The 18334-nt window shown below is 73.1% G+C and carries 20 protein-coding genes; 11 read left to right on the top strand and 9 right to left on the bottom strand.

The features are described 5' to 3' along the window. Nucleotides 1-26 precede the first annotated feature (26 nt). The 3 genes from ACTJK8_RS21820 to ACTJK8_RS21810 all read left to right on the top strand — a co-directional run bounded on the left by ACTJK8_RS21820 (nucleotide 27) and on the right by ACTJK8_RS21810 (nucleotide 1064). Complete coding sequence (locus ACTJK8_RS21820) at nucleotides 27-296, top strand: hypothetical protein (RefSeq protein WP_012320749.1); 270 nt, start codon at nucleotides 27-29, stop codon at nucleotides 294-296. A gap of 149 nt (nucleotides 297-445) precedes the next feature. After that, nucleotides 446-583 carry a hypothetical protein gene (locus ACTJK8_RS21815; RefSeq protein WP_012320750.1) on the top strand — a complete coding sequence of 46 codons (138 nt, stop codon included), beginning with the start codon at nucleotides 446-448 and terminating at the stop codon, nucleotides 581-583. 25 nt (nucleotides 584-608) lie between these two features. Continuing rightward, complete coding sequence (locus ACTJK8_RS21810) at nucleotides 609-1064, top strand: acyl-CoA thioesterase (RefSeq protein ID WP_012320751.1); 456 nt, start codon at nucleotides 609-611, stop codon at nucleotides 1062-1064. Here the strand turns inward: ACTJK8_RS21810 and ACTJK8_RS21805 are convergent. After that, nucleotides 1057-1596, bottom strand: coding sequence for a superoxide dismutase family protein (locus ACTJK8_RS21805; protein WP_012320752.1), 540 nt, complete (start codon nucleotides 1594-1596; stop codon nucleotides 1057-1059). The two genes, ACTJK8_RS21810 and ACTJK8_RS21805, sit on opposite strands and share 8 nt — an antisense overlap. 109 nt (nucleotides 1597-1705) lie before the next feature. Between ACTJK8_RS21805 and ACTJK8_RS21800 the strand changes: the two genes are divergently transcribed. From ACTJK8_RS21800 to ACTJK8_RS21780, 5 genes are all read left to right on the top strand, one after another. Further along, entirely contained in the window at nucleotides 1706-2497 is a 792-nt protein-coding gene (locus tag ACTJK8_RS21800) for a TlyA family RNA methyltransferase (RefSeq protein WP_440762492.1), read from the top strand. Further along, nucleotides 2494-3771, top strand: coding sequence for a class I SAM-dependent RNA methyltransferase (locus tag ACTJK8_RS21795; RefSeq protein ID WP_440762491.1), 1278 nt, complete (start codon nucleotides 2494-2496; stop codon nucleotides 3769-3771). Before ACTJK8_RS21800 ends, ACTJK8_RS21795 begins: the two co-directional genes overlap by 4 nt. Nucleotides 3772-3824: 53 nt before the next feature. Beyond that, nucleotides 3825-4097 carry a hypothetical protein gene (locus ACTJK8_RS21790; protein WP_043074299.1) on the top strand — a complete coding sequence of 91 codons (273 nt, stop codon included), beginning with the start codon at nucleotides 3825-3827 and terminating at the stop codon, nucleotides 4095-4097. 239 nt (nucleotides 4098-4336) lie between these two features. Continuing rightward, nucleotides 4337-5341: a magnesium transporter CorA family protein gene (locus ACTJK8_RS21785; protein ID WP_012320756.1), complete on the top strand. Its 1005-nt coding sequence runs from the start codon at nucleotides 4337-4339 to the stop codon at nucleotides 5339-5341. A 97-nt stretch (nucleotides 5342-5438) separates the two neighbouring features. Further along, a complete protein-coding gene (locus ACTJK8_RS21780) occupies nucleotides 5439-7124 on the top strand; it encodes a methyl-accepting chemotaxis protein (RefSeq protein WP_012320757.1) in 1686 nt (561 codons plus the stop codon). 3 nt (nucleotides 7125-7127) lie between these two features. On the opposite strand, the gene ACTJK8_RS21775 is transcribed toward ACTJK8_RS21780, so the two are convergent. From ACTJK8_RS21775 to ACTJK8_RS21755, 5 genes are all read right to left on the bottom strand, one after another. After that, the gene (locus ACTJK8_RS21775; RefSeq protein ID WP_012320758.1) at nucleotides 7128-7448 is read right to left on the bottom strand and encodes a DMT family transporter; all 321 of its coding nucleotides are present in this window, start codon (nucleotides 7446-7448) and stop codon (nucleotides 7128-7130) included. A 281-nt stretch (nucleotides 7449-7729) separates the two neighbouring features. Continuing rightward, entirely contained in the window at nucleotides 7730-9415 is a 1686-nt protein-coding gene (locus ACTJK8_RS21770) for a B12-binding domain-containing radical SAM protein (protein ID WP_012320759.1), read from the bottom strand. Between the two features lie 243 nt (nucleotides 9416-9658). Continuing rightward, on the bottom strand, nucleotides 9659-10501 hold the full coding sequence (locus ACTJK8_RS21765) for an SDR family NAD(P)-dependent oxidoreductase (protein WP_440762490.1): 843 nt from the start codon (nucleotides 10499-10501) through the stop codon (nucleotides 9659-9661). Then, nucleotides 10498-11265, bottom strand: coding sequence for an enoyl-CoA hydratase-related protein (locus ACTJK8_RS21760; protein ID WP_043074300.1), 768 nt, complete (start codon nucleotides 11263-11265; stop codon nucleotides 10498-10500). The genes ACTJK8_RS21765 and ACTJK8_RS21760 overlap by 4 nt, the downstream gene beginning before the upstream one ends. 10 nt (nucleotides 11266-11275) lie before the next feature. After that, nucleotides 11276-13015, bottom strand: coding sequence for an acyl-CoA dehydrogenase (locus tag ACTJK8_RS21755; protein WP_440762489.1), 1740 nt, complete (start codon nucleotides 13013-13015; stop codon nucleotides 11276-11278). Nucleotides 13016-13152: 137 nt separating this feature from the next. On the opposite strand from ACTJK8_RS21755, the gene ACTJK8_RS21750 reads away from it, so the two are divergent. Further along, nucleotides 13153-14151 (top strand): L-threonylcarbamoyladenylate synthase, encoded by a 999-nt coding sequence (locus tag ACTJK8_RS21750; RefSeq protein ID WP_440762488.1) that lies wholly within the window; start codon nucleotides 13153-13155, stop codon nucleotides 14149-14151. 133 nt (nucleotides 14152-14284) lie between these two features. Here ACTJK8_RS21750 and wrbA read toward each other — a convergent pair whose 3' ends face one another. Beyond that, nucleotides 14285-14887: an NAD(P)H:quinone oxidoreductase gene (gene wrbA, locus ACTJK8_RS21745; protein WP_012320764.1), complete on the bottom strand. Its 603-nt coding sequence runs from the start codon at nucleotides 14885-14887 to the stop codon at nucleotides 14285-14287. 133 nt (nucleotides 14888-15020) lie between these two features. Between wrbA and ACTJK8_RS21740 the strand changes: the two genes are divergently transcribed. Then, nucleotides 15021-15893, top strand: a complete 873-nt coding sequence (locus ACTJK8_RS21740; protein WP_012320765.1) for a LysR family transcriptional regulator — start codon at nucleotides 15021-15023, stop codon at nucleotides 15891-15893. A 6-nt stretch (nucleotides 15894-15899) separates the two neighbouring features. Here ACTJK8_RS21740 and greA read toward each other — a convergent pair whose 3' ends face one another. Further along, nucleotides 15900-16373 carry a transcription elongation factor GreA gene (greA, locus tag ACTJK8_RS21735; protein WP_012320766.1) on the bottom strand — a complete coding sequence of 158 codons (474 nt, stop codon included), beginning with the start codon at nucleotides 16371-16373 and terminating at the stop codon, nucleotides 15900-15902. A gap of 127 nt (nucleotides 16374-16500) precedes the next feature. Between greA and ACTJK8_RS21730 the strand changes: the two genes are divergently transcribed. Then, nucleotides 16501-17310, top strand: a complete 810-nt coding sequence (locus tag ACTJK8_RS21730; protein WP_043074302.1) for a class I SAM-dependent methyltransferase — start codon at nucleotides 16501-16503, stop codon at nucleotides 17308-17310. Nucleotides 17311-17322: 12 nt separating this feature from the next. Here ACTJK8_RS21730 and acuI read toward each other — a convergent pair whose 3' ends face one another. Further along, entirely contained in the window at nucleotides 17323-18309 is a 987-nt protein-coding gene (gene acuI / locus ACTJK8_RS21725) for an acrylyl-CoA reductase (NADPH) (RefSeq protein WP_012320768.1), read from the bottom strand. Between the last annotated feature and the right edge of the window lie 25 nt (nucleotides 18310-18334).

Below are 18334 nucleotides of genomic sequence, written 5' to 3'. Positions count from 1 at the left end.
GTAACCATACCAAGGGAGTCGAGACCGTGCTGAGGAAATTCCTGCTCGCGGCCCTGCTGGTGCTGGGCTTCGCGGCCGCGGCGCCTGAGGGCGCGTCCGCCGCGCCCATCGGCCCGGGGCTGGCTCTGCCGGCCGAAGCCGCGCCGGCGGTGGCCGAGAAGGCCCAGTACTACTACCGTCGCCGCTTCTACGGCCCGCGCCCCTACTGGCGCCGCCCGTACTACGGCCGCCGGTTCTACTACGGCCCGCGCCCCTACTACCGTCGTCCCTACTGGCGCCGTCGGTTCTACTACTGATCGGCTCTCCGACCTGACCGGCCCGGCGGCTCCATCGAGCCGCCGGGCTTTATCGTGCCCCGATTCGGGGTGCGCGAGCGCGAGCCTTGCTTTATCGTGCCGGGAACGGGACCGCCGACGGCAGATCGGCGCGCCCGAGAGGAAGCCCGATGAACGATATTGCGCAACCCGCCGAGCCCGCGGCGGCGACGCCGGACCTCTGGCAATCCATCCCGCTCGAATGCATCCTGAGTGCGGTCGCCGTTCTGCTGGCGGCGGGGCTCAAGCTCGCCGGCCTGATGTCCTGACGGCGCGCGGGGGCGGATGGACGGCATGCAGCACGTCGCACTCTCACCGGCCGGAAGCGCGCCGTCGCCCGCGGAAGTCGATCTGCCGAAGGGCGACCTCACGGTCCGCACCATCGCGATGCCGGCCGACACCAACGCCAACGGCGACATCTTCGGCGGCTGGGTGCTCTCGCAGATGGATCAGGCCGGCGGCATCGCGGGCGTCGACCGGGCCCAGGGCCGGGTGGTCACCGTGGCGCTGGAATCGATGACCTTCATCCGGCCGGTCCGGGTCGGCGACGTGCTGTGCGTCTACACCCGGGTGTCGCATGTCGGCCGGACCTCGATGAAGATTGAGGTCGAGGCCTGGGCGCGGCGGTTCTGCACCCAGGTCCGCGAGCGGGTCACGCAGGCCACCTTCACCTTCGTGGCCATCGACGAGGACGGCCGGCCGCGGCCGATCCCGCCGGCCGTGCCGTCCCCCTCCGCGACGGCTACTTGATCACCCCGCAGGCGATGCGGTCGCCGGCACCGCCGATCGGCTGGGTGTTGTGGTCGTCCTCGTTGGCGTGGATGATCAGCGCCGCGCCGTCGCCGTCCTTCAGGCCGCCCTCGCCGTTCAGCGGGGTCTCACTCGAGACCTCGGCGTTGGCCGAGCCGTCCTGCGCCGCGTAGAGGTTCGGCAGGTCGCCCTCGTCGGGCCCCTCCGCGTTGAGCAGCCCGTGCTTGCTCTGGTCGTGGTTCACGTGGGCCTTGGAGTTCATGAACTTCGGGTCCGAGCAGTCGCCCACGGCGTGGAAATGCATCCCGTGCCAGCCGGGCGGCAGTCCGCCGGGCTGGATCGTCACGCGCAGGACCAGGGTATTCGCCCCGTCGCGGATCGCCAGCGTTCCGATCGGGTCGCCCTTCGCGTTCTTGATCGGCGCCGTGTAGGTCTCTGCCGGTTTGGCCGCCTCCTTGGGAGGCTCCTGCGCCAGGGCGCCGCCGGCGGCGGCGGTCCCGAGCAATGCGAGCAGCGGCAGGGTGCGGGTCATGCGGTGGCTCTCCTTTCCGGCCCGGTCTAGTTAGGGAGCGCGCCGGCCTTCGACAGGGCGGCGGCCCGAAACCTCCGCCGCAGACCTGCCGGAACCGCACGAAGCCCCGATGACCCGAGACCGGACCAGCCCGGACCGCGCGGCCCCCGCGGACGACCCCGCGGACGACCCTGGTCCGCGACGCGCCGACCTGTACCTCGTGGCGCACGGCCATTTCGAGAGCCGGGCCCGCGCCCAGGCGGCGATCCGTGCCGGACTCGTGCGGGTCGACGGGCGGCCGCTCGCGCGCCCCTCGGACTCGATCGCCCCCGGGGCCCGGGTCGAGGCGGAACCCGAGCATCCCTACGCCTCCCGCGGCGGCCTCAAGCTCGCCGCCGCGCTGGACGCGTTCGGCGTCGATCCGGCCGGCCGGGTCGCCCTCGACGTCGGCGCCTCGACGGGCGGCTTCACCGACGTGCTGCTCGCCCGCGGCGCGCGCCACGTCCACGCCCTCGACGTAGGCCGGGGCCAGCTCCATCCGCGCCTCGCCGGGGACCCGCGCGTGACCAACCGCGAGGGCACCGACATTCGCGGCCTCGGCGCGGACACCCTCGTCCCGCCGCCCGACCTCGCGAGCGTGGACGTGAGCTTCATCGGCCTGCGCCTCGTGCTGCCGGTCCTCCCGGTCCTGCTGAGGCCGGCATCGGCGATCGTCGCGCTGATCAAGCCGCAATTCGAGGCCGGCCGCGCCCGGGTCGGCCGCGGCGGCCTCGTGCGCGACCCGGCAGTCCACGCGGAGGTCTGCGCGGCCGTCCGCGAAACCCTGGAGGGGCTCGGGGCCACGATCCTGGGCCTGATCGACTCGCCGGTGCCGGGCGGCGACGGCAATGCCGAGTTCCTGATCGGTGCGAGGTTCCCGTGAGCGAGCCAGCGAATAGCGAGACGGTCACGATCCGGGCGCTCGGCGCCCGCGGCGACGGGATCGCCGAGGACGGGACTCTGGTACCCTACACGCTGCCCGGGGAGCGCGCGGAGATCCGCCGGGAGGCGCGGCGCGGCGTCCTGCTCGGCGTCGCGCAGGCCTCGCCCGACCGGGTCGAGCCGTTCTGCCCGTACTACATGCGCTGCGGCGGCTGCCGCACTCAGCACCTCGCGCGGCCCGCGGAACTCGCCTGGAAGCGCGACCTCGTCGCCCAGGCCCTGTCCCAGGCGCGCCTCGACGTCACGCCAGGCCCGACCCTCGACGCCCACGGGGCGGGACGCCGCCGCCTCACCCTGCACGTGCGGGAGATCGGCGGCCGGGCCGAGGCCGGGCTGATGACGGCGCGCAGCCACGCGCTGGTGCCGATCGACCATTGCCCGATCACCGTGCCGGCGCTGCACCCGGCCCCCGAGGTCGCGCGCCGCCTCGCCGCCCCGCTGGGCCACGGGCGCAAGCCCCTCGACGTGGCCGTGACGGCCACCGACCAGGGCCTCGACGTCGACCTGCGCGGCCACGGACCGGTGAGCGCCGGCGTCGGCGCCGCGCTGGTGCGGATCGCCGGCGAGCTCGGCCTCGCCCGGCTGTCGCTGCACGGCGAGCGCCTGATGGAGGCCGAGCCGGTCTCGGTCACGGCGGGCGATCCCGCCGGCGGCACCTCCGGCGCCGCGCGCCTCTACCCGGCCCCCGGCGGCTTCCTGCAGGCGACCGCGGCCGGGCAGGCGACGCTCTGCGACCTGACCCTGGCGGCCCTGGGACCCCGCGTCCGGCGCGTCGCCGACCTGTTCGCGGGCTGCGGGCCGCTGACCCTGGCGATCGCCCGGACGGCCGCGGTCCACGCGGTCGAGTCCGACGCCGCCGCCCTCGCGGGCCTCGACCGCGCCGCGCGCGCCGCATCGGGCCTGCGCAGGATCACCAGCGAGCGCCGCGACCTGTTCCGGCGGCCCCTGCTCCCCACCGAACTCGACCCCTTCGACGCGGTGGTGTTCGACCCGCCCCGGGCCGGCGCGGAGGCCCAGGCCCGCCAGATCGCCGCGGCGCGCGTTCCCCTCGTGCTCGGCGTCGCCTGCGATGCCGGAACCTTCGCGCGGGACGCGGCGACCCTGGTCGCCGGCGGGTACCGGCTGGAGACCGTGACACCGGTCGACCAGTTCCGCCATTCGGGCCATGTCGAGATGGTCGGGGTGTTCCGGCGCGAGCCGGCACGGCGGCGCTAAGCCAAGCAACCTGCGGTCAAGTTTCACGTTCTCCCGGCGACCGGAGAGCTATCATGATCCGCGGAATCCTTCGCCCCGCGACGCTCGGCGCACTGAGCCTCGCCCTCGCCACCCCACTCGCGGCGCAGACGCTGGCGCCCGACCAGACCGGAACCGGCAGCGGCCCGGCCTCGACCATCACGGCGCCGAACACCAACAGCCTCGGCGTGACCAAGCCGCCCGGCACGTCCCTCGGCCCCGGCGAAATGCCGACCCGCGAGCAGCGGCGGCGCGAGCGCGCCCTGACCGACAAGATCGAAGGCAGCATCTGCGACGGCTGCAACTGAGATCGAACCGGAGCCGACCGCTGCGGCGGAGCCCGGTGCCCGGCCTCCGACCCGGCACACCGTGAATGCGCGCGCGCCGCGCCGCGCGCCCGTCCACCCGCGGGGCGGGCGCGCGGCGTCACGGAAGCGTCAGAAAACAGCGCCACATCCGCGGCACAGCTTGCATCGGCCACCGTGGTGCCGGATGCGGGCTGCGGCCCCGCGCTGTCCCGTGACCGACCCGCATCCGAGACCCGTACGTGATCTTCATCCACCAGCCCGCCGTCGGCGCCGGAGCCACGCTGCTTGAGCGCCGCGTCATCGATCTCCAGGACACGATCCCCGAGGACACGGTCTGGCTCGACCTGATCCGCCCGAGCCGCGAGGAGGAACTGAAGGTCGAGTCGTTCGCGGGCATCGAGGTGCCGACCCGCGAGGAGATGAAGGACATCGAGCCCTCGGAGCTGCTCTACGTCGAGGACGGCGCCCGCTACATGACCGGCCGGGTGCTCTCGAAGGTCAGCGACGCCGAGGAGCCGGGGCTGGCCGGCATCACCTTCATCCTGCGCGGCAACCGGCTGGTGACCGTGCGCCACGAGGAGCCGCAGGCCTTCCGCATGTACACGCAGCGCGCCGGGCGCTCGATGGGCAACGGCGGCGCGTCGACGCCCTCGGGCGAGTCGATCCTGGCCGGGCTGATCGAGGCGGTGATCGACCGGGCCGCCGACGTGCTGCAGCTCCAGGGCGAGCGCATCGACCGCCTGTCGGGCAAGATCTTCGAAGTGCAGGAGGACCCCTCCGCGCGCAACACAGCGCTGCAGGATACGTTGCGCGCCCTCGGCCGGCACGGCGATCTCATCTCCAAGCAGCGGGAAAGTCTCGTCTCCATGGAGCGGATCCTGCTCTCGCTGTCGGCGACCTACCGGACCAACAAGGCCCCGCGCGACCTGCGCGAGGATGTGCGCTCGACCCTGCGGGATCTCCAGTCCCTGGAGGAGCACGCGACCTTCCTGTCGACGAAGATCCAGTTCCTGCTCGACGCGACCCTCGGGCTCGTCAACCTCGAGCAGAACAACATCATCAAGCTGTTCTCGGTCATGGCCGTCGTCTTCATGCCGCCGACCCTGATCGCGTCGATCTACGGCATGAATTTTAAGTCCATACCGGAACTAGATTTCGCATTCGGATACCCGATGGCGCTGATCATGATGGTCGTGGCCGCCGTATTCCCCTACTTCTTCTTCCGTTGGAAGAAGTGGCTCTGACAACAAATGCTGGTCTAGAGCCGATAAGATTTTAAGACCTCTGCGGGAGCATGGTGGGGCCTGAAGGCGCGGCGCGGCCGCGAGGACGGAATCTCCCATGCGCTTCTCCCTCAAGACGGTCCTCGCCGGTGCCATCGGCCTGCTCGCCCTCGCCGCCGTCGGCCAGGGGATCGCCAGCGTCGTGAGCCTGTCGGAGATCGAGCGGAACGCCGCGGCCATCTCGGAGCAGGCCCTGCCGGCGCAGAACCAGGCGGAGGCCATCGGAACGGCCGTGCGGGACGCGCGCCTGCGGCTCTACCGACTCGCGGTGGCCTCGCCCGACGCGGCGGCCCTCGACAGGAACCAGGCGGCGCTGACCGACGCCCTCGGCGACTTGTCCGGGCTCCGGCAGGCCTATCAGGAGCGCCTGACGAGCCCGGAGGCCCGCGCGATCTACGAGCGCTTCACCAACGCGTGGAACGCCTACCAGAACGTCCAGCTGCAGGTGGTCGAGCTGATGATCGCGGGCGATCAGCCGGGCGCCCTCGCGCTCGTGCTGGACCCCGCGACGGGCGCGCAGAACGACGCCGCGGTGGCCAGCCTGACCGAGTCGATCGCGGCGGCCCGGGGCCAGACCGTGGCCAACGTCACCCAGACAGTGCAGGCGGCGACGCGGGCCAAGCTGATCGCCATGATCGCCACTGTGGTCGGCCTCGCGGTCGCGGCGGCCGCGATGCTGTTCGCCCTGTTCGGGATCGCGCGGCCGATCCAGCGCATGACCGGGGCGATGGGCCGCCTCGCCGAGGGCGACGAGACCGTGCCGGTCCCGCATACGGGACGCCGCGACGAGATCGGCGCGATGGCCGCGGCCGTGCAGGTCTTCAAGGACAACCTGATCCACACCCGCGCCCTGGAGCGCGAGACCGCCCTGGCGCGCGAGGGCGCCGAGGTGCAGCGCCGGCGCGCGGTCCACGCCATGGCCGAGTCCTTCGAGGCCGCGGTCGGCGGCGTGCTGGCCCGGGTGGCGGACGCCGCCCTCGGCCTGCGGGCCGATGCCGAGGCGATGAGCGGCACGGCGACGCACACGGCCGAGCGCTCGGCCACGGTGGCGGGGGCCGCGCAGGAGGCCGCCCAGCACGTCGGCACGGTCGCGGCGGCCGCGGAGGAACTCGGCGCCTCGGTGCAGGAGATCGGCCGCCAGGTCGACGGGTCGGCCGAACTCGCCCGGAGCGCGGTGGTCCAGGCCGGCGACACGGCCGGCCTCGTGCAGGAGCTGAGCAATGCCGCGGGCCGGATCGGCGACGTCGTGCGCCTCATCACCGACATCGCCGGCCAGACGAACCTGCTGGCGCTCAACGCCACGATCGAGGCGGCCCGCGCCGGCGACGCGGGGCGCGGCTTCGCGGTGGTCGCCAGCGAGGTGAAGCAGCTCGCCGCCCAGACCGCTCGGGCCACCGAGGAGATCGCCGGTCAGGTCGGCCGGATCCAGGGGGCGACCGGGCAGACCGTGGACGCGATCGACGGGATCGCGGCGCGCATCCGCGAGATCGACGGAGTGGCGACCTCGATCGCGGCCGCCGTCGAGCAGCAGGGCGCGGCCACCCGGGAGATCGCCCGGAACGTCGCCGAGGCGGCGTCCGGGACCGGCGCCGTCACCGGCACGATCGACGCGGTGGCGCGGGCGGCCGACGACACGGGCACGGCCGCCACGCGGATGCTGGCCTCGGCGTCGAGCCTCTCGGAGGAAGCCGCCGAGCTGCGCCGGGAGATCGACGCGTTCCTGCACACGGTGCGCGCCGCCTGACGCTCAGCCGGGGCTCGACAGCTTCATCAGGACGAGCCCGGAGCCGATCAGGCCGGCGGCGAGGATGCGGCCGGCGCTCGCCTGCTCCCCGAGGACGGCAATGCCGACCAGGAAGGCGCCGACCGCGCCGATGCCGGTCCAGACCGTGTAGGCGGTTCCCAGCGGCAGCGTGCGCATGGCCAGCGCCAGGAAGCCGACGCTGCCGGCCATCGATACGGCCATGATGGCGGTCGGCCAGACGCGCGTGAAGCCGTCCGACTGCTTCATCGCGAAGGCCCAGACGACCTCCAGCAGGCCCGCGATGACGAGATAGATCCAGGCCATGGCGGCCCTCCGGAAAGGGCCGGGCCGTCCCGGACTTGTGCCCCGCGCGACGGGGGGAGGACGTGGCCTCGCGGCGGGTCAGCTAGCGATGATCGGCCAAGCCCGCAAGCGCGGCGGCATCACATCCCACGAACCGTCCCCATCCTGAGGTGCCGCGTCAGCGGCCTCGACGGAGGGCTCCAGGGATCGGGGCGGCTGCTGGAGCCCTCCTTCGAGGCCTCCGCTGCGCTCCGGCCCCACAGGGTGAGGGCGCCGGCGGGATGCGCTGAACGGGCGACCCGTCAGGCCACGGCCGCGAGGTGCTTGACCTCGGCCTTGGCCACCACCTTGCCGACCGGCGGCGCCTTGCAGGTCTCGGCCTCGGGCGCCAGGACGGGCGGCTGCACCCAGCGGCCGGCGTCGAGGTCGGCGATCCGGCCGTTGATCTCGCGGATGACGTAGCGCGAGAACGGGTAGACGTGCAGGTAGATCACCATGTTGGTGACCACGGCCTCCAGGGCGGCCGGGTTGCGGCGGGCGGTCTCCAGGAACACGCTCCAGAAGTGCTTGGCGAGTTCCGGACGCCGCACGGTCATCCGCCAGCACACGCGCAGCAGCGAGTAGAGATCGTGGGCAACGTGGCGCCAGTTGAGCTTCTGCGCGGCGAATCTCGGCCGCTTCACCCGCCGCGCCACCACCCGCACCCGGTCGAAGAAGTTCGGCGGGTCGTAAATCTCCTGGAGGACGTCGCGGTAGTCGGCGAGCACGTCGCGCTGCGGGCGCAGGGTCACGAAGTTGATGCCCTGCGTGCACTGGTCGCCCTGGTCGGCCGTGGTCGCCGCGTAGTTCTCGTAGAGGCGGCCCTCCTTGCGCAGGCGGCGCGAGAGCTGCGTGTTCGGCAGCGCGAACAGCAGGCCGACCATGGCGATCGGGATGCCGGTCTGGCCGATGCACAGCGACATCGCCTTGCTGATGCTGTCCTTCTCGGTGTCGAAGCCGACGATGAAGCCGGCCGTGACGAACATGCCGTGCTCGTAGAGCTTGTGCACGCTGTCGGCGATCGAGCGCTTGGTGTTCTGCTTCTTCTGCGTCTGGATCAGCGTCGCCTCGTCGGGCGTCTCGATCCCGGTGAACAGGGCGAAGAAGTTCGCGTCCCGCATCATCCCGAGCAGTTCGTCGTCGTCCGCGAGGTTCAGCGAGGCCTCGGTGGAGAACTTGAACGGGTAGCCGTGCGCTTCCTGCCACTGGATCAGGTGCGGCAGGAACAGCTTGATCGCCTTCTTGTTGCCGATCAGGTTGTCGTCGACGAAGTCGACATGGCCGCGGTAGCCGAGGCCGTAGAGCCGGTCGAGCTCGGCCAGCATCTGCGGCGTGGTCTTGGTCCGCGGGGCGCGGCCGTAGAGCTCGATGATGTCGCAGAACTCGCAGGTGAACGGGCAGCCGCGCGAGAACTGGACGCCGATATAGAGGTAGTGGCTGAAGGTCAGCAGGTCGAAGCGCGGGATCGGGCTCTTGGTGACGTCGGCCTTGAACTTCTCGGCCGTGAGCCGGCCGCGGCGCTCGCCCGCCTCCCAGGCGGCCACGAACTTGTCGAGGATGCCCTCGGCCTCGCCCAGCACCAGGAAGTCGGCCTTGTCGTAGACCTCCGGCGTCGAGGTCGGGGCCGGGCCGCCGACGCAGACCGGGGTTCCGAGCGCCACGCAGCGGTCGATGACCACGAGGCAGTCCGGCTCCTGGGGCAGCATGCCGCCAGTCATCACGAGGTCGGCCGCCTGGATCTGCGCGTCCGTCAGCTCTTCGCAGTTGCGGTTGACCAGCGTCACCTGCCAGGCCGGCGGCAGCATCGCGGCCAGCGTGATCAGGCCGAGCGGCGGCGCGGGCGCGCGGGCGCCCTGCAGCTCCATGGCCTCTTTGAAGTTCCACATGGAGTTCTCGTAGAACTTCGGGAACACCATCAGCACGCGCGGGGCCGTGTTCGCTTCCGACATGCCAGTTTCCCTCGTTCACACGCGCGGTCCCGGCCCGACCGGAGATCGGAACGGGCACAGGATCGACCCCTGACCTGCGGGCGAATTAAGGCCGTTTTTCGCTCCCGCAGCAATCGGAGCCGCCGATCCCGACAGGACGCGCGTCCGGACCCGGTGAATCAACCCCGCCGACGGGTCATGGGGCGGATCCGGCCCGTTTGCCGCGGGGCTGCGCCATTCGGGCGACAGGTCTAGCCGGAACCGTCACGGCCCGACGCGGAACCGCTCCGGCCGCGTCCCGTCGGCGTCGGTGAACCCGTAGACCCGCGCGAGGTCGCCGGCATGCAGCACGGCGCCCGCCCGCGCGGCGATGCCGGGGTCGGCGGCGAGCGCCGCCAGCGCCCGGCCGGCATAGAGCGGGCTCTCGGTGGCGTGCTGCGCGTGGCCGAGGTCGCGCGCCCGCTCGGTGGCGACGAAGCCCGGCGAGAGGCCGAGGGCGGTGACGCCGTGGGGCGCGAGCTCCCGCGCGAAGGCCAGGGTCAGCCGGTTGGTCGCGGCCTTGGCGGAATCGTAGAACACGTCGCCGAGGTAATCTTCGGTCCCGAAGGAGACGAGCGCCAGCAGCCCGGCCCGCGCCGCCACCATGGCGGGGGCGACCGCGCGGGCGAGCAGCAGGGCCGGCAGGGGCCCGGCCTCGAGGAGGCCGAGATACGGCTCCGCCGAGCGGCGCCAGAACGGCGTGCCCCAGCCGGCGCCGTCCGGGTAGCGCTCGCCGTCGTAGCCCTCGTTGCCGCTCCACACGCTGCAGGCCGCGACGTCGATCCGCCCGAACCGGCGGAGCGCCCAGTGCATCAGCGCGTCGGTGGCGCGCTCGGAGCGGTGGTCGCACAGGTAATGGTGCCCGCGCCCGCCGGCCGCGTCGACCGCGCGGGCCGTGTCCTCGATCGCCTCCGCGCGCATCTCGGTGCGCGGGCCGATCTCGCTGGAGCGGGCCGTGACGATCACCGTGGCCCCCGCCTCGCCCAGCGCCCGGGCGAGTCCCCGGCCGACACCCCGCGACGCGCCCGCGACGAGGCAGATCTTCTCGGAGAGGTCGGGCGGGCTCACGCCGAGGCGGCGGGCTTCGACCGCGACAGGAAGGCGGCGAGCCGCTCCTGGGATTCGGGCGAGCGCAGCTGGGCGTCGAAGGCCTTGGCCTCGGCCTCCAGGGCCGCCTCGACCTGCGCCTGGTCGCCCCGGATCAGCGCCCGGGACGCCGTCAGCGCCCCGCGCGGCAGGGCGGCGAGGCGCGCCGCCTGCGCGATCGCCTGCTCGACCAGCATGTCGGCCGGCAGCACCGCGTTGACGAGACCCAGCGCCTGCGCCTCGTCGGCCTCGAGCGGCCGCGACAGGAGCAGCAGCTCGGTGGCCCGGAGCCGGCCGACCCGCAGGGGCAGCAGGTAGCTCGACGCCGCCTCCGGCACGAGGCCGAGCTCGACGAAGGGCATGCGCAGGCGCGCCGCCGGGCTCGCGTAGACGAGGTCGCAGTGCAGGCAGAGGGTCGCGCCGATGCCGACCGCGATCCCGTCGACCGCCGCCACCATCGGGGTGCGGGTGCGGGCGAGCTGGCGGATGAAGGCCAGCGCCGGCGAGGTGCTGAATCCATCACCGGCATGCCCCATGAAGTCGGCGAGGTCGTTGCCGGCGCTGAACATGCCGGGCTGCCCGGCGAAGACCACGGCGCCGACCGCGTCCGACGCGTCGGCCTCCGCCAGGCCCGCGCGCATCGCGTCGTACATGGCGCCCGTGAGGGCGTTCTTCTTCTCCGGACGGTTCAGGGTGATCAGGCGGACGCCGCCCGCGAGGTCGTCGATCGTGACGGGTTCGGCCATGGTCCGCTCCTCAAACCGCCAGCGCCAGGGCGGCGTCGTCCGTGAAGGCGCCGCCCTCGACCACCGCCTGCTCCAGGCCGGAGGCGGCCACCAGGAGGTTCTCGGCGTAGAACCGGGCGAGCGCGATGCGGGCCGCGTGCGCCGGGTCCGTCTCGCCCGCCTTCCGGGCGGCGCTCGCGGCGAGCGCGCTGCGCGCGAGGCAGGCGGCGCCCAGCGTCAGGCCGAACAGGCGCAGGTATGGCGTCGCGCCGGCGAGCGCCGCCTCGGGGCGGTTCGAGGTCAGCGCGGCGAGCTGGTGGCTCGTCGCCCGGTCGAGGCTGCCGATCCCGTCGCGCAGCCGCGCCGCCATGTGGCCGAAGGCGGGGTCGCCGGCCTTGAGCAGCCCCTCCGCGGCCCGGCGCATCCAGGCGATCTGCGACCGCGCGGTGCCCCCGCCGTTCAGCGGCAGCTTGCGGGCGGTGAGGTCGATCGCCTGGATCCCGTTGGTCCCCTCGTAGATGCCGAGGATCCGGGCGTCGCGCATGAGCTGCGCCGCGCCGGTCTCCTCCACGAAGCCCATGCCGCCATGGACCTGCACGCCGAGCGAGGTCACCTCGTTGGCGAGGTCCGTCGCGAAGGCCTTCGCCACCGGGGTCAGCAGCGAGGCGCGGTCCAGGGCCGCCTGCCCCTCCGGCCCCTTCGACGCGTCGAGGGCCGCGGCGGTGAGGTAGCAGATGGCGCGGGCGGCGGCCGTCGAGGCCTTCATGGTGAGCAGCATGCGCTGCACGTCCGGATGGGCGGCGATCGGGCTCGTCGCCTCGGCGGCGCCGACGGCCTTGCCCTGGCGGCGCTCCTGCGCGTAGGCGAGCGCGCGCTGGGTCGCGGCCTCGGCGACGCCGACGCCCTGCAGGCCGACATTGAGCCGGGCCGCGTTCATCATCGTGAACATGCAGGCCAGCCCCTTGTTCTCCTGGCCGATCAGCCAGCCGGTCGCGCCGCCCTGGTCGCCGAACGCCATGGAGCAGGTCGGCGAGGCGTGGATGCCGAGCTTGTGCTCGATGCCGGAGCAGCGCAGGTCGTTGCGGGTCCCGTCCGGCAGCACCTTCGGCACGAGGAACAGCGAGATGCCGCGCGTGCCGGCGGGCGCGTCGGGCAGCCGGGCCAGGACGAGGTGGACGATGTTGTCGGCGAGGTCGTGCTCGCCGTAGGTGATGTAGATCTTGTTGCCGGTGATCCGGTAGGTGCCGTCGCCCGCCGGCACGGCCCGGGTGCGCAGCAGGGCGAGGTCGGAGCCCGCCTGCGGCTCGGTGAGGTTCATGGTGGCGGGCCACGCGCCCGAGACCAGCTTCTCGAGGTAGCGCGCCTTCAGGTCGTCGGAGCCGTGGGCGGCGAGCGCCTCGATGCCGCCCTGGGTCAGGAGCGGGCAGAGGCCGAAGGCGAGGTTGGCACCGTTCCACATCTCGGTGCAGGCGGCCTCGATCAGCTTCGGCAGGCCCTGGCCGCCGTGATCGGCCTCGGCCGAGAGCCCGTTCCAGCCGCCCTCCGTGAAGGTGCGGTACGCCTCGCGCCAGCCCGGCGGCGTGGTGACCTGCCCGTCCGCGAAGGGGGTGCCGTGCCGGTCGCCGACCCGGTTGAGCGGCGCGATCACGCCGGCGGCGATGCGCCCGGCCTCGGTCAGGATCGCCTCGGCGTCGTCGGGATCGACCGCGTCGAGCCCGGCCACGTGCCGCAGCGTGAAGAGCATCTCGGGGACCGGGGCGCGGTAACTCATACGATCCTCCCGTGTGGCGGCCCGCCCGCGCGTTCGATCCGGGGCGGGTTTGACCGCGCCCGCGCACCGGCGCTAGGGCGGGGCGAGGATAGGCGCGCGGGGCTCGCACCGCCATGACCTCGGAGACGGCTTCCCGCATGAACGATCCCGGGTCAACGGTCCCGTCCGCGACCCGGCGGCTTCCCGCCGACGCGGCCGGCCTCGCGGAGGCCGCCGCCCTCCTGCGGGCGGGCCGTCTCGTCGCCTTCCCGACCGAGACCGTCTACGGGCTCGGGGCGGACGCCACCGACCCCGCCGCGGTGACGGGCATCTTCGCCGCCAAGGCGCGGCCGCGCTTCAACCCGCTGATCTCGCACCTGCCCGACGCGGCGGCGGCCCTGGCGGAGGGGGTCTTCGACGCGCCGGCGCGCCGCCTCGCGGAGGCCTTCTGGCCCGGCCCCCTGACCCTGGTGGTCCCGGCGCACACGGGCACGCGGGTCTGCGATCTCGCCCGCGCCGGCCTGCCGAGCCTCGCGCTGCGGGTCCCGGCGCACCCGCTCGCGCGGGACCTCCTGGCGGAGGTCGGGCGGCCGGTCGCGGCGCCCTCGGCCAACCGGTCAGGGCGGGTGAGCCCGACCCGGGCCGCCCACGTCCTCGACGATCTCGCCGGCCGGATCTCCGCGGTGCTCGACGGCGGTGACACGCCGGTCGGCGTCGAATCGACGGTGGTGGCCTGCCTCGGCGGCCCGCCGCGGCTGCTGCGGCCCGGCGGGATCACCCGGGCGGCGCTCCGCGACGTGCTCGGTCGCGATCCGGCGGCGCCCGGGGCGGCGGATGCCGACCGGCCGGCGGGCCCGGGCATGCTCGCCTCGCACTACGCGCCGCGGGCGCGGGTCCGCCTCGACGCGGTGCGGGTCGAGCCCGGCGAGGCGGCCCTGCTGTTCGGGCCCCGCCCCCCGGCCGGTCACGAGACCGCGCGGGCCAGTCTCAACCTGAGCCCGGCGGGCGATCCCGCAGAGGCCGCTGCCCGGCTGTTCGGCGCCCTGCGCGACCTCGACGCCTCGGGGGCCGAGACCATCGCGGTGGCGCCGATCCCCGAGGACGGCCTCGGCGAGGCGATCCGGGATCGCCTCGCCCGGGCGGCCGCGCCCCGCTGACGGCGGAGAAATTTTCGCCGGCAGCGGAACAGAGTTCGGCCTGACCCGTTTACTGATCACGAAGGCCTTCTCAGCCCCCAATGGCCTTTTTCCTTTCAGGCTCGGAGCAATCCGAGCCTTTTTTCTTGGCTCCTCAGTCCCGGGCCAGCTTGGCCGCGATGCCGGCCACGTGGCGCCCCTGGAACCGCGCGCCCTCCAGCTCGACGGCGCTCGGCTGGCGCGACCCGTCGCCGTCTGCGATCGTGCTGGCGCCGTAGGGCGTGTTGCCCTTCACCGCCTCGACGCCCGCCTGTCCCTGGAAGCTGTAGGGCAGGCCGACCACAACCATGCCGTGGTGGAACAGGACCGTGTGGAAGCTCGTCAGCGTCGTCTCCTGGCCGCCGTGCTGCGAGGCCGTGGAGGTGAAGACGGAGCCGACCTTGCCGACCAGCGCGCCCTTCATCCAGAGCCCGCCGGTCTGGTCGATGAACTGCTTCATCTGCGAGGCCATGTTGCCGTAGCGGGTCGGCGTGCCGAAGATGATCGCGTCGTAGTCGGCGAGCTCGGCGACGGTCGCGACCGGCGCCGCCTGATCCAGCTTGAAGTGGTTCTGCCGGGCGACCTCCTCCGGCACCAGCTCGGGCACGCGCTTCACGACGACCTCGGCCCCCGTCTCGCGGGCGCCCTCGGCGACGGCGTAGGCCATCTGCTCCACGTGACCGTAGGTCGAGTAGTACAGCACCAGAACCTTCGCCATGTGTGGTCTCTCCTGCCTGTCGGACGTCCGGCCGAATCGTCGGCCGGCGGCTGGCCCCTGCATCGCGCATTTGCCGTCTTGCAAGAATGCCCCGACCTGCAAGACTAACCTTGCGCAGATGCAAGGATCCGGCGTGGAGCTCGACTGGGACGACTTCCGGTTCGTGAAGGCGGTGGCCGACCGGGGCGGCCTGACCGCGGCGTCGGCCGAGCTCGGCATCAACCACTCGACGGCATTCCGGCGTCTCGCCGCCCTGGAGGCGCGGCTCGGCACGCGCCTGTTCGAGCGGCTGCGCACGGGCTACGTGCCGACCGCGGCCGGGCAGGCGATGGTCGACGCGGCCGGGCGCATCGAGACGGACGTGACGCGGTTCGCCCGCGCGGTGGCGGGACAGGGCGAGACGCCGTCCGGCGAGCTGCGGGTGACCGCACCGGCGGGCTTCGCCGCCGAGCTGCTGATGCCGATGCTGGCGAGCTTCGCGGAGCGCTACCCGGAGATCCGGATCGAGCTCATCCTCGCGGAGGCGACCCTCAACCTCTCCCGGCGCGACGCCGACGTGGCGATCCGGATCAGCCGGGAACCGAGCGAGACCCTGGTCGGGCGTCGACTGGCCCTCACCGCGTGGGCGGTCTACGGCCGCGCCGATCGCGCCTACGGCGACCTGGCCCGGGAGGCCTGGATCAGCCCGGGGCCGCTGGTGGCGGGGGGCTCGCTCACGCGGTTCGTGGAGGCGCGGGCGCCGTCCGACCGTGTCCGCCTGCGGATCAACGCGGTGCCGGGCCTGGAGGCGGCGGTCGAGGCCGGCCTCGGCATCGGCCCGCTCCCCTGCTTCACGGCCGACGTGAACCCGGCGCTGCGCCGCCTGTCCGGGCCGCACCCCGAACTCGGGGCGGACCTCTGGATCCTGACGCATCCGGACCTGCGCCACGCGGCGCGGGTCCGGGCCTTCATGGAGCACGTCGCCGAGGCGCTGCTGCCGCTGCGGGCGCGCTTCGAGGGCCGCTGATCCGGCTCAGCGGATCTCGAGCACCTCGACCTCGTGGCCGTTCACCTCGACCACGTCGCCGATCGTCTTGCCGGTGATCGCCCGGGCGAGGGGCGCCACGTACGAGATCGAGCCCTTGTGCGGGTCGGCCTCGTCCTCGCCGACGATCCGGAAGGTCTGCCGGGTCTCCTTGCCGGACTCGTCCTCGCGGACCACCGTGACGGTGGACCCGAACTGCACGGTGTCGCCGCCCTTGGGCTCCACGAGCTGCGCGGTGTTCTTCCGGGCCGCCCAGTAGCGCAGGTCGCGCCCGATGCGGGAATCCTCCGCCTTGTCGGCGGGATCCAGCGAGGCGACCTCCTTCTCGAGGCGCGCGACCTCGGCCTCGATCTGCGCGAGGCCCTCCGGCGTGACGAAGTTCGTGTGCGGCGAGATCGGCCGATCCGGCAGATTCTCGAACGCTTCCCCACCCTCGGGCTCTTTGACGAATGCGACGCTCATGAAGACGCCAACACGCGAGCTACGGCAAAGGTTCCCGCGACGGGTGCTCGGCCCGCCCGGTGTTTTCGCCGTGGCGCGACCCGGGCACCGCTCGCTAGATTCTCCGGCGATTCACGCGGAGCCAACGATGTCGTCCCTGTCCGCCGCCGAGGTCGTCGCCGCCAACCGCCAGGCCTGGGATGCCTCGGCGCCCCTGCACCGGAGCGACCCGTCGTGGCATCGGCTGACGCAGCACTTCGCGCAGGATCCCGGCTTCTCCTGCTTCGATCCCCCGATGGAGGCGGCCCTGCGGGCGGTCGGGCTCGCCGGGGCCTCGGTCGCGCAACTCTGCTGCAACAACGGCCGGGAGACGGTGTCGCTGATGAATCTCGGCGCCCGGTCGGCGACCGGCTTCGACCAGTCGGAGGCGTTCCTCGCCCAGGCCAGGGACCTCGCCCGCATCGCCGGGCGCGACTGCCGCTTCGTCGCGGGCGACGTGCACGCGATCGACGCGGAGCACGACGGGGCCTACGACCTCGCGGTGATCACCATCGGCGTGCTGGGCTGGATGCCCGACCTGCCGCGCTTCCTCGCCGTGGCGGCGCGCCTCCTGCGGTCGGGCGGCCGGATCCTCATCCACGAGGAGCATCCCGTCGTGAACATGTTCGAGCCGCGGGCGGAGCAGCCGCTCCTGGTTCGGCACTCCTATTTCCGCACGGCGCCGTTCGTGGGCGAGGACGCCATCGTGTACGGGGACGGCCCGGCCCCGCGGGTCGGACCGCATTACTGGTTCGCCCACCCCCTCGGGGCGCTGATCGAGACCTTGATCGGTGCGGGCCTCGCGATCGAGCGGTTCCGGGAGTTTCCGGACAACATCAGCACGACGGCCTGCGACGTGCTCGCCGCCGACCGGCTCCTGCCGATGAGCTACCTGCTGCAGGCCCGGAAAGCCGCCTGACGGGCGCCGGCCCTACGCCACCGTCACCACGGTCCGGCCCCGGACCTTGCCGGCCAGGATCTCGTCGCCGAGCCGGCCGACCTCCTCCAGACGGACCCTGCTGGTCATGGCGGCGAGCTTGCCGAGGTCGAGTTCCCGGGCGAGGCGCGCCCAGGCCTCGCGCCGCTTCTTCTGCGGGGTCGTCACGCTGTTGATGCCGAGCAGCGAGACGCCGCGGAGGATGAAGGGTGCCACCGAGGTCGGCAGGTCCATGCCCTGCGCCAGCCCGCAGGCCGCGACGGCGCCGTCCGCCCGGGTCATGGCGAGGACGTTGGCGAGGGTCGTGGAGCCCACGGCGTCGACGCCCGCGGCCCAGCGCTCCTTGCCCAGCGGCTTTCCGGGCTTGGACAGTTCGGCCCGGTCGAGGATCTCGGCGGCGCCGAGCCCTCTCAGGTAGTCGGACTCGCCGTCCCGGCCGGTGGAGGCGATCACGTGCCAGCCCGCCCGGGCGAGGAGCGCCACCGCGACGGAGCCGACGCCGCCCGAGGCGCCGGTGACGATGACCGGGCCGTGCTCGGGCCTCACGCCGTGGGCGTCCAGCGCCATGCAGCACAGCATCGCCGTGTAGCCGGCGGTGCCCACCGCCATGGCCTGCTCGGCCGTGAGTCCCCGGGGCAGCGGCACCAGCCAGTCGCCCCTGACCCGGGCGCGCTGCGCGTAGGCGCCGAGATGCGTCTCGCCGACGCCCCAGCCGGTGAGCACGACCGCGTCGCCCGGCCGGTACTCCGGATGGTCCGAGGTCTCGACGATCCCCGAGAAGTCGATGCCGGGGATCATCGGGAAGCGGCGCACCACCGGCGACTTGCCGGTGAGCGCGAGGCCGTCCTTGTAGTTCAGGGTCGAGTGCGTCACCCGCACGGTGACGTCGCCGTCCATCAGGTCGGCGTCGTCGAAATCCCTGAAGGCGAGGCTCTGGCCGGCCTCGTTCTTCTCGACCACCCAGGCCTTGAACGTCCCCATCGTCACCTCCCGTGCTGCGCGGTGA

This window comes from Methylobacterium sp. 22177, from assembly GCF_052045615.1.
Taxonomy (GTDB): Bacteria; Pseudomonadota; Alphaproteobacteria; order Rhizobiales; family Beijerinckiaceae; genus Methylobacterium; species Methylobacterium radiotolerans.
Note: the sequence above shows the minus strand (reverse complement) of the source record. Positions and strands in the feature narration are given on the sequence as shown.

What these genes read in the sequence shown, in the direction of transcription:
- ACTJK8_RS21815 (WP_012320750.1), top strand. Translation starts at nt 446, where the DNA reads ATGAACGATATTGCGCAACCCGCCGAGCCCGCGGCGGCGACGCCGGAC.
- ACTJK8_RS21810 (WP_012320751.1), top strand. Translation starts at nt 609, where the DNA reads ATGCAGCACGTCGCACTCTCACCGGCCGGAAGCGCGCCGTCGCCCGCG.
- ACTJK8_RS21805 (WP_012320752.1), bottom strand. Translation starts at nt 1,596, where the DNA reads ATGACCCGCACCCTGCCGCTGCTCGCATTGCTCGGGACCGCCGCCGCC.
- ACTJK8_RS21800 (WP_440762492.1), top strand. Translation starts at nt 1,706, where the DNA reads ATGACCCGAGACCGGACCAGCCCGGACCGCGCGGCCCCCGCGGACGAC.
- ACTJK8_RS21790 (WP_043074299.1), top strand. Translation starts at nt 3,825, where the DNA reads ATGATCCGCGGAATCCTTCGCCCCGCGACGCTCGGCGCACTGAGCCTC.
- ACTJK8_RS21780 (WP_012320757.1), top strand. Translation starts at nt 5,439, where the DNA reads ATGCGCTTCTCCCTCAAGACGGTCCTCGCCGGTGCCATCGGCCTGCTC.
- ACTJK8_RS21775 (WP_012320758.1), bottom strand. Translation starts at nt 7,448, where the DNA reads ATGGCCTGGATCTATCTCGTCATCGCGGGCCTGCTGGAGGTCGTCTGG.
- ACTJK8_RS21770 (WP_012320759.1), bottom strand. Translation starts at nt 9,415, where the DNA reads ATGTCGGAAGCGAACACGGCCCCGCGCGTGCTGATGGTGTTCCCGAAG.
- ACTJK8_RS21760 (WP_043074300.1), bottom strand. Translation starts at nt 11,265, where the DNA reads ATGGCCGAACCCGTCACGATCGACGACCTCGCGGGCGGCGTCCGCCTG.
- ACTJK8_RS21755 (WP_440762489.1), bottom strand. Translation starts at nt 13,015, where the DNA reads ATGAGTTACCGCGCCCCGGTCCCCGAGATGCTCTTCACGCTGCGGCAC.
- ACTJK8_RS21750 (WP_440762488.1), top strand. Translation starts at nt 13,153, where the DNA reads ATGAACGATCCCGGGTCAACGGTCCCGTCCGCGACCCGGCGGCTTCCC.
- wrbA (WP_012320764.1), bottom strand. Translation starts at nt 14,887, where the DNA reads ATGGCGAAGGTTCTGGTGCTGTACTACTCGACCTACGGTCACGTGGAG.
- greA (WP_012320766.1), bottom strand. Translation starts at nt 16,373, where the DNA reads ATGAGCGTCGCATTCGTCAAAGAGCCCGAGGGTGGGGAAGCGTTCGAG.
- ACTJK8_RS21730 (WP_043074302.1), top strand. Translation starts at nt 16,501, where the DNA reads ATGTCGTCCCTGTCCGCCGCCGAGGTCGTCGCCGCCAACCGCCAGGCC.
- acuI (WP_012320768.1), bottom strand. Translation starts at nt 18,309, where the DNA reads ATGGGGACGTTCAAGGCCTGGGTGGTCGAGAAGAACGAGGCCGGCCAG.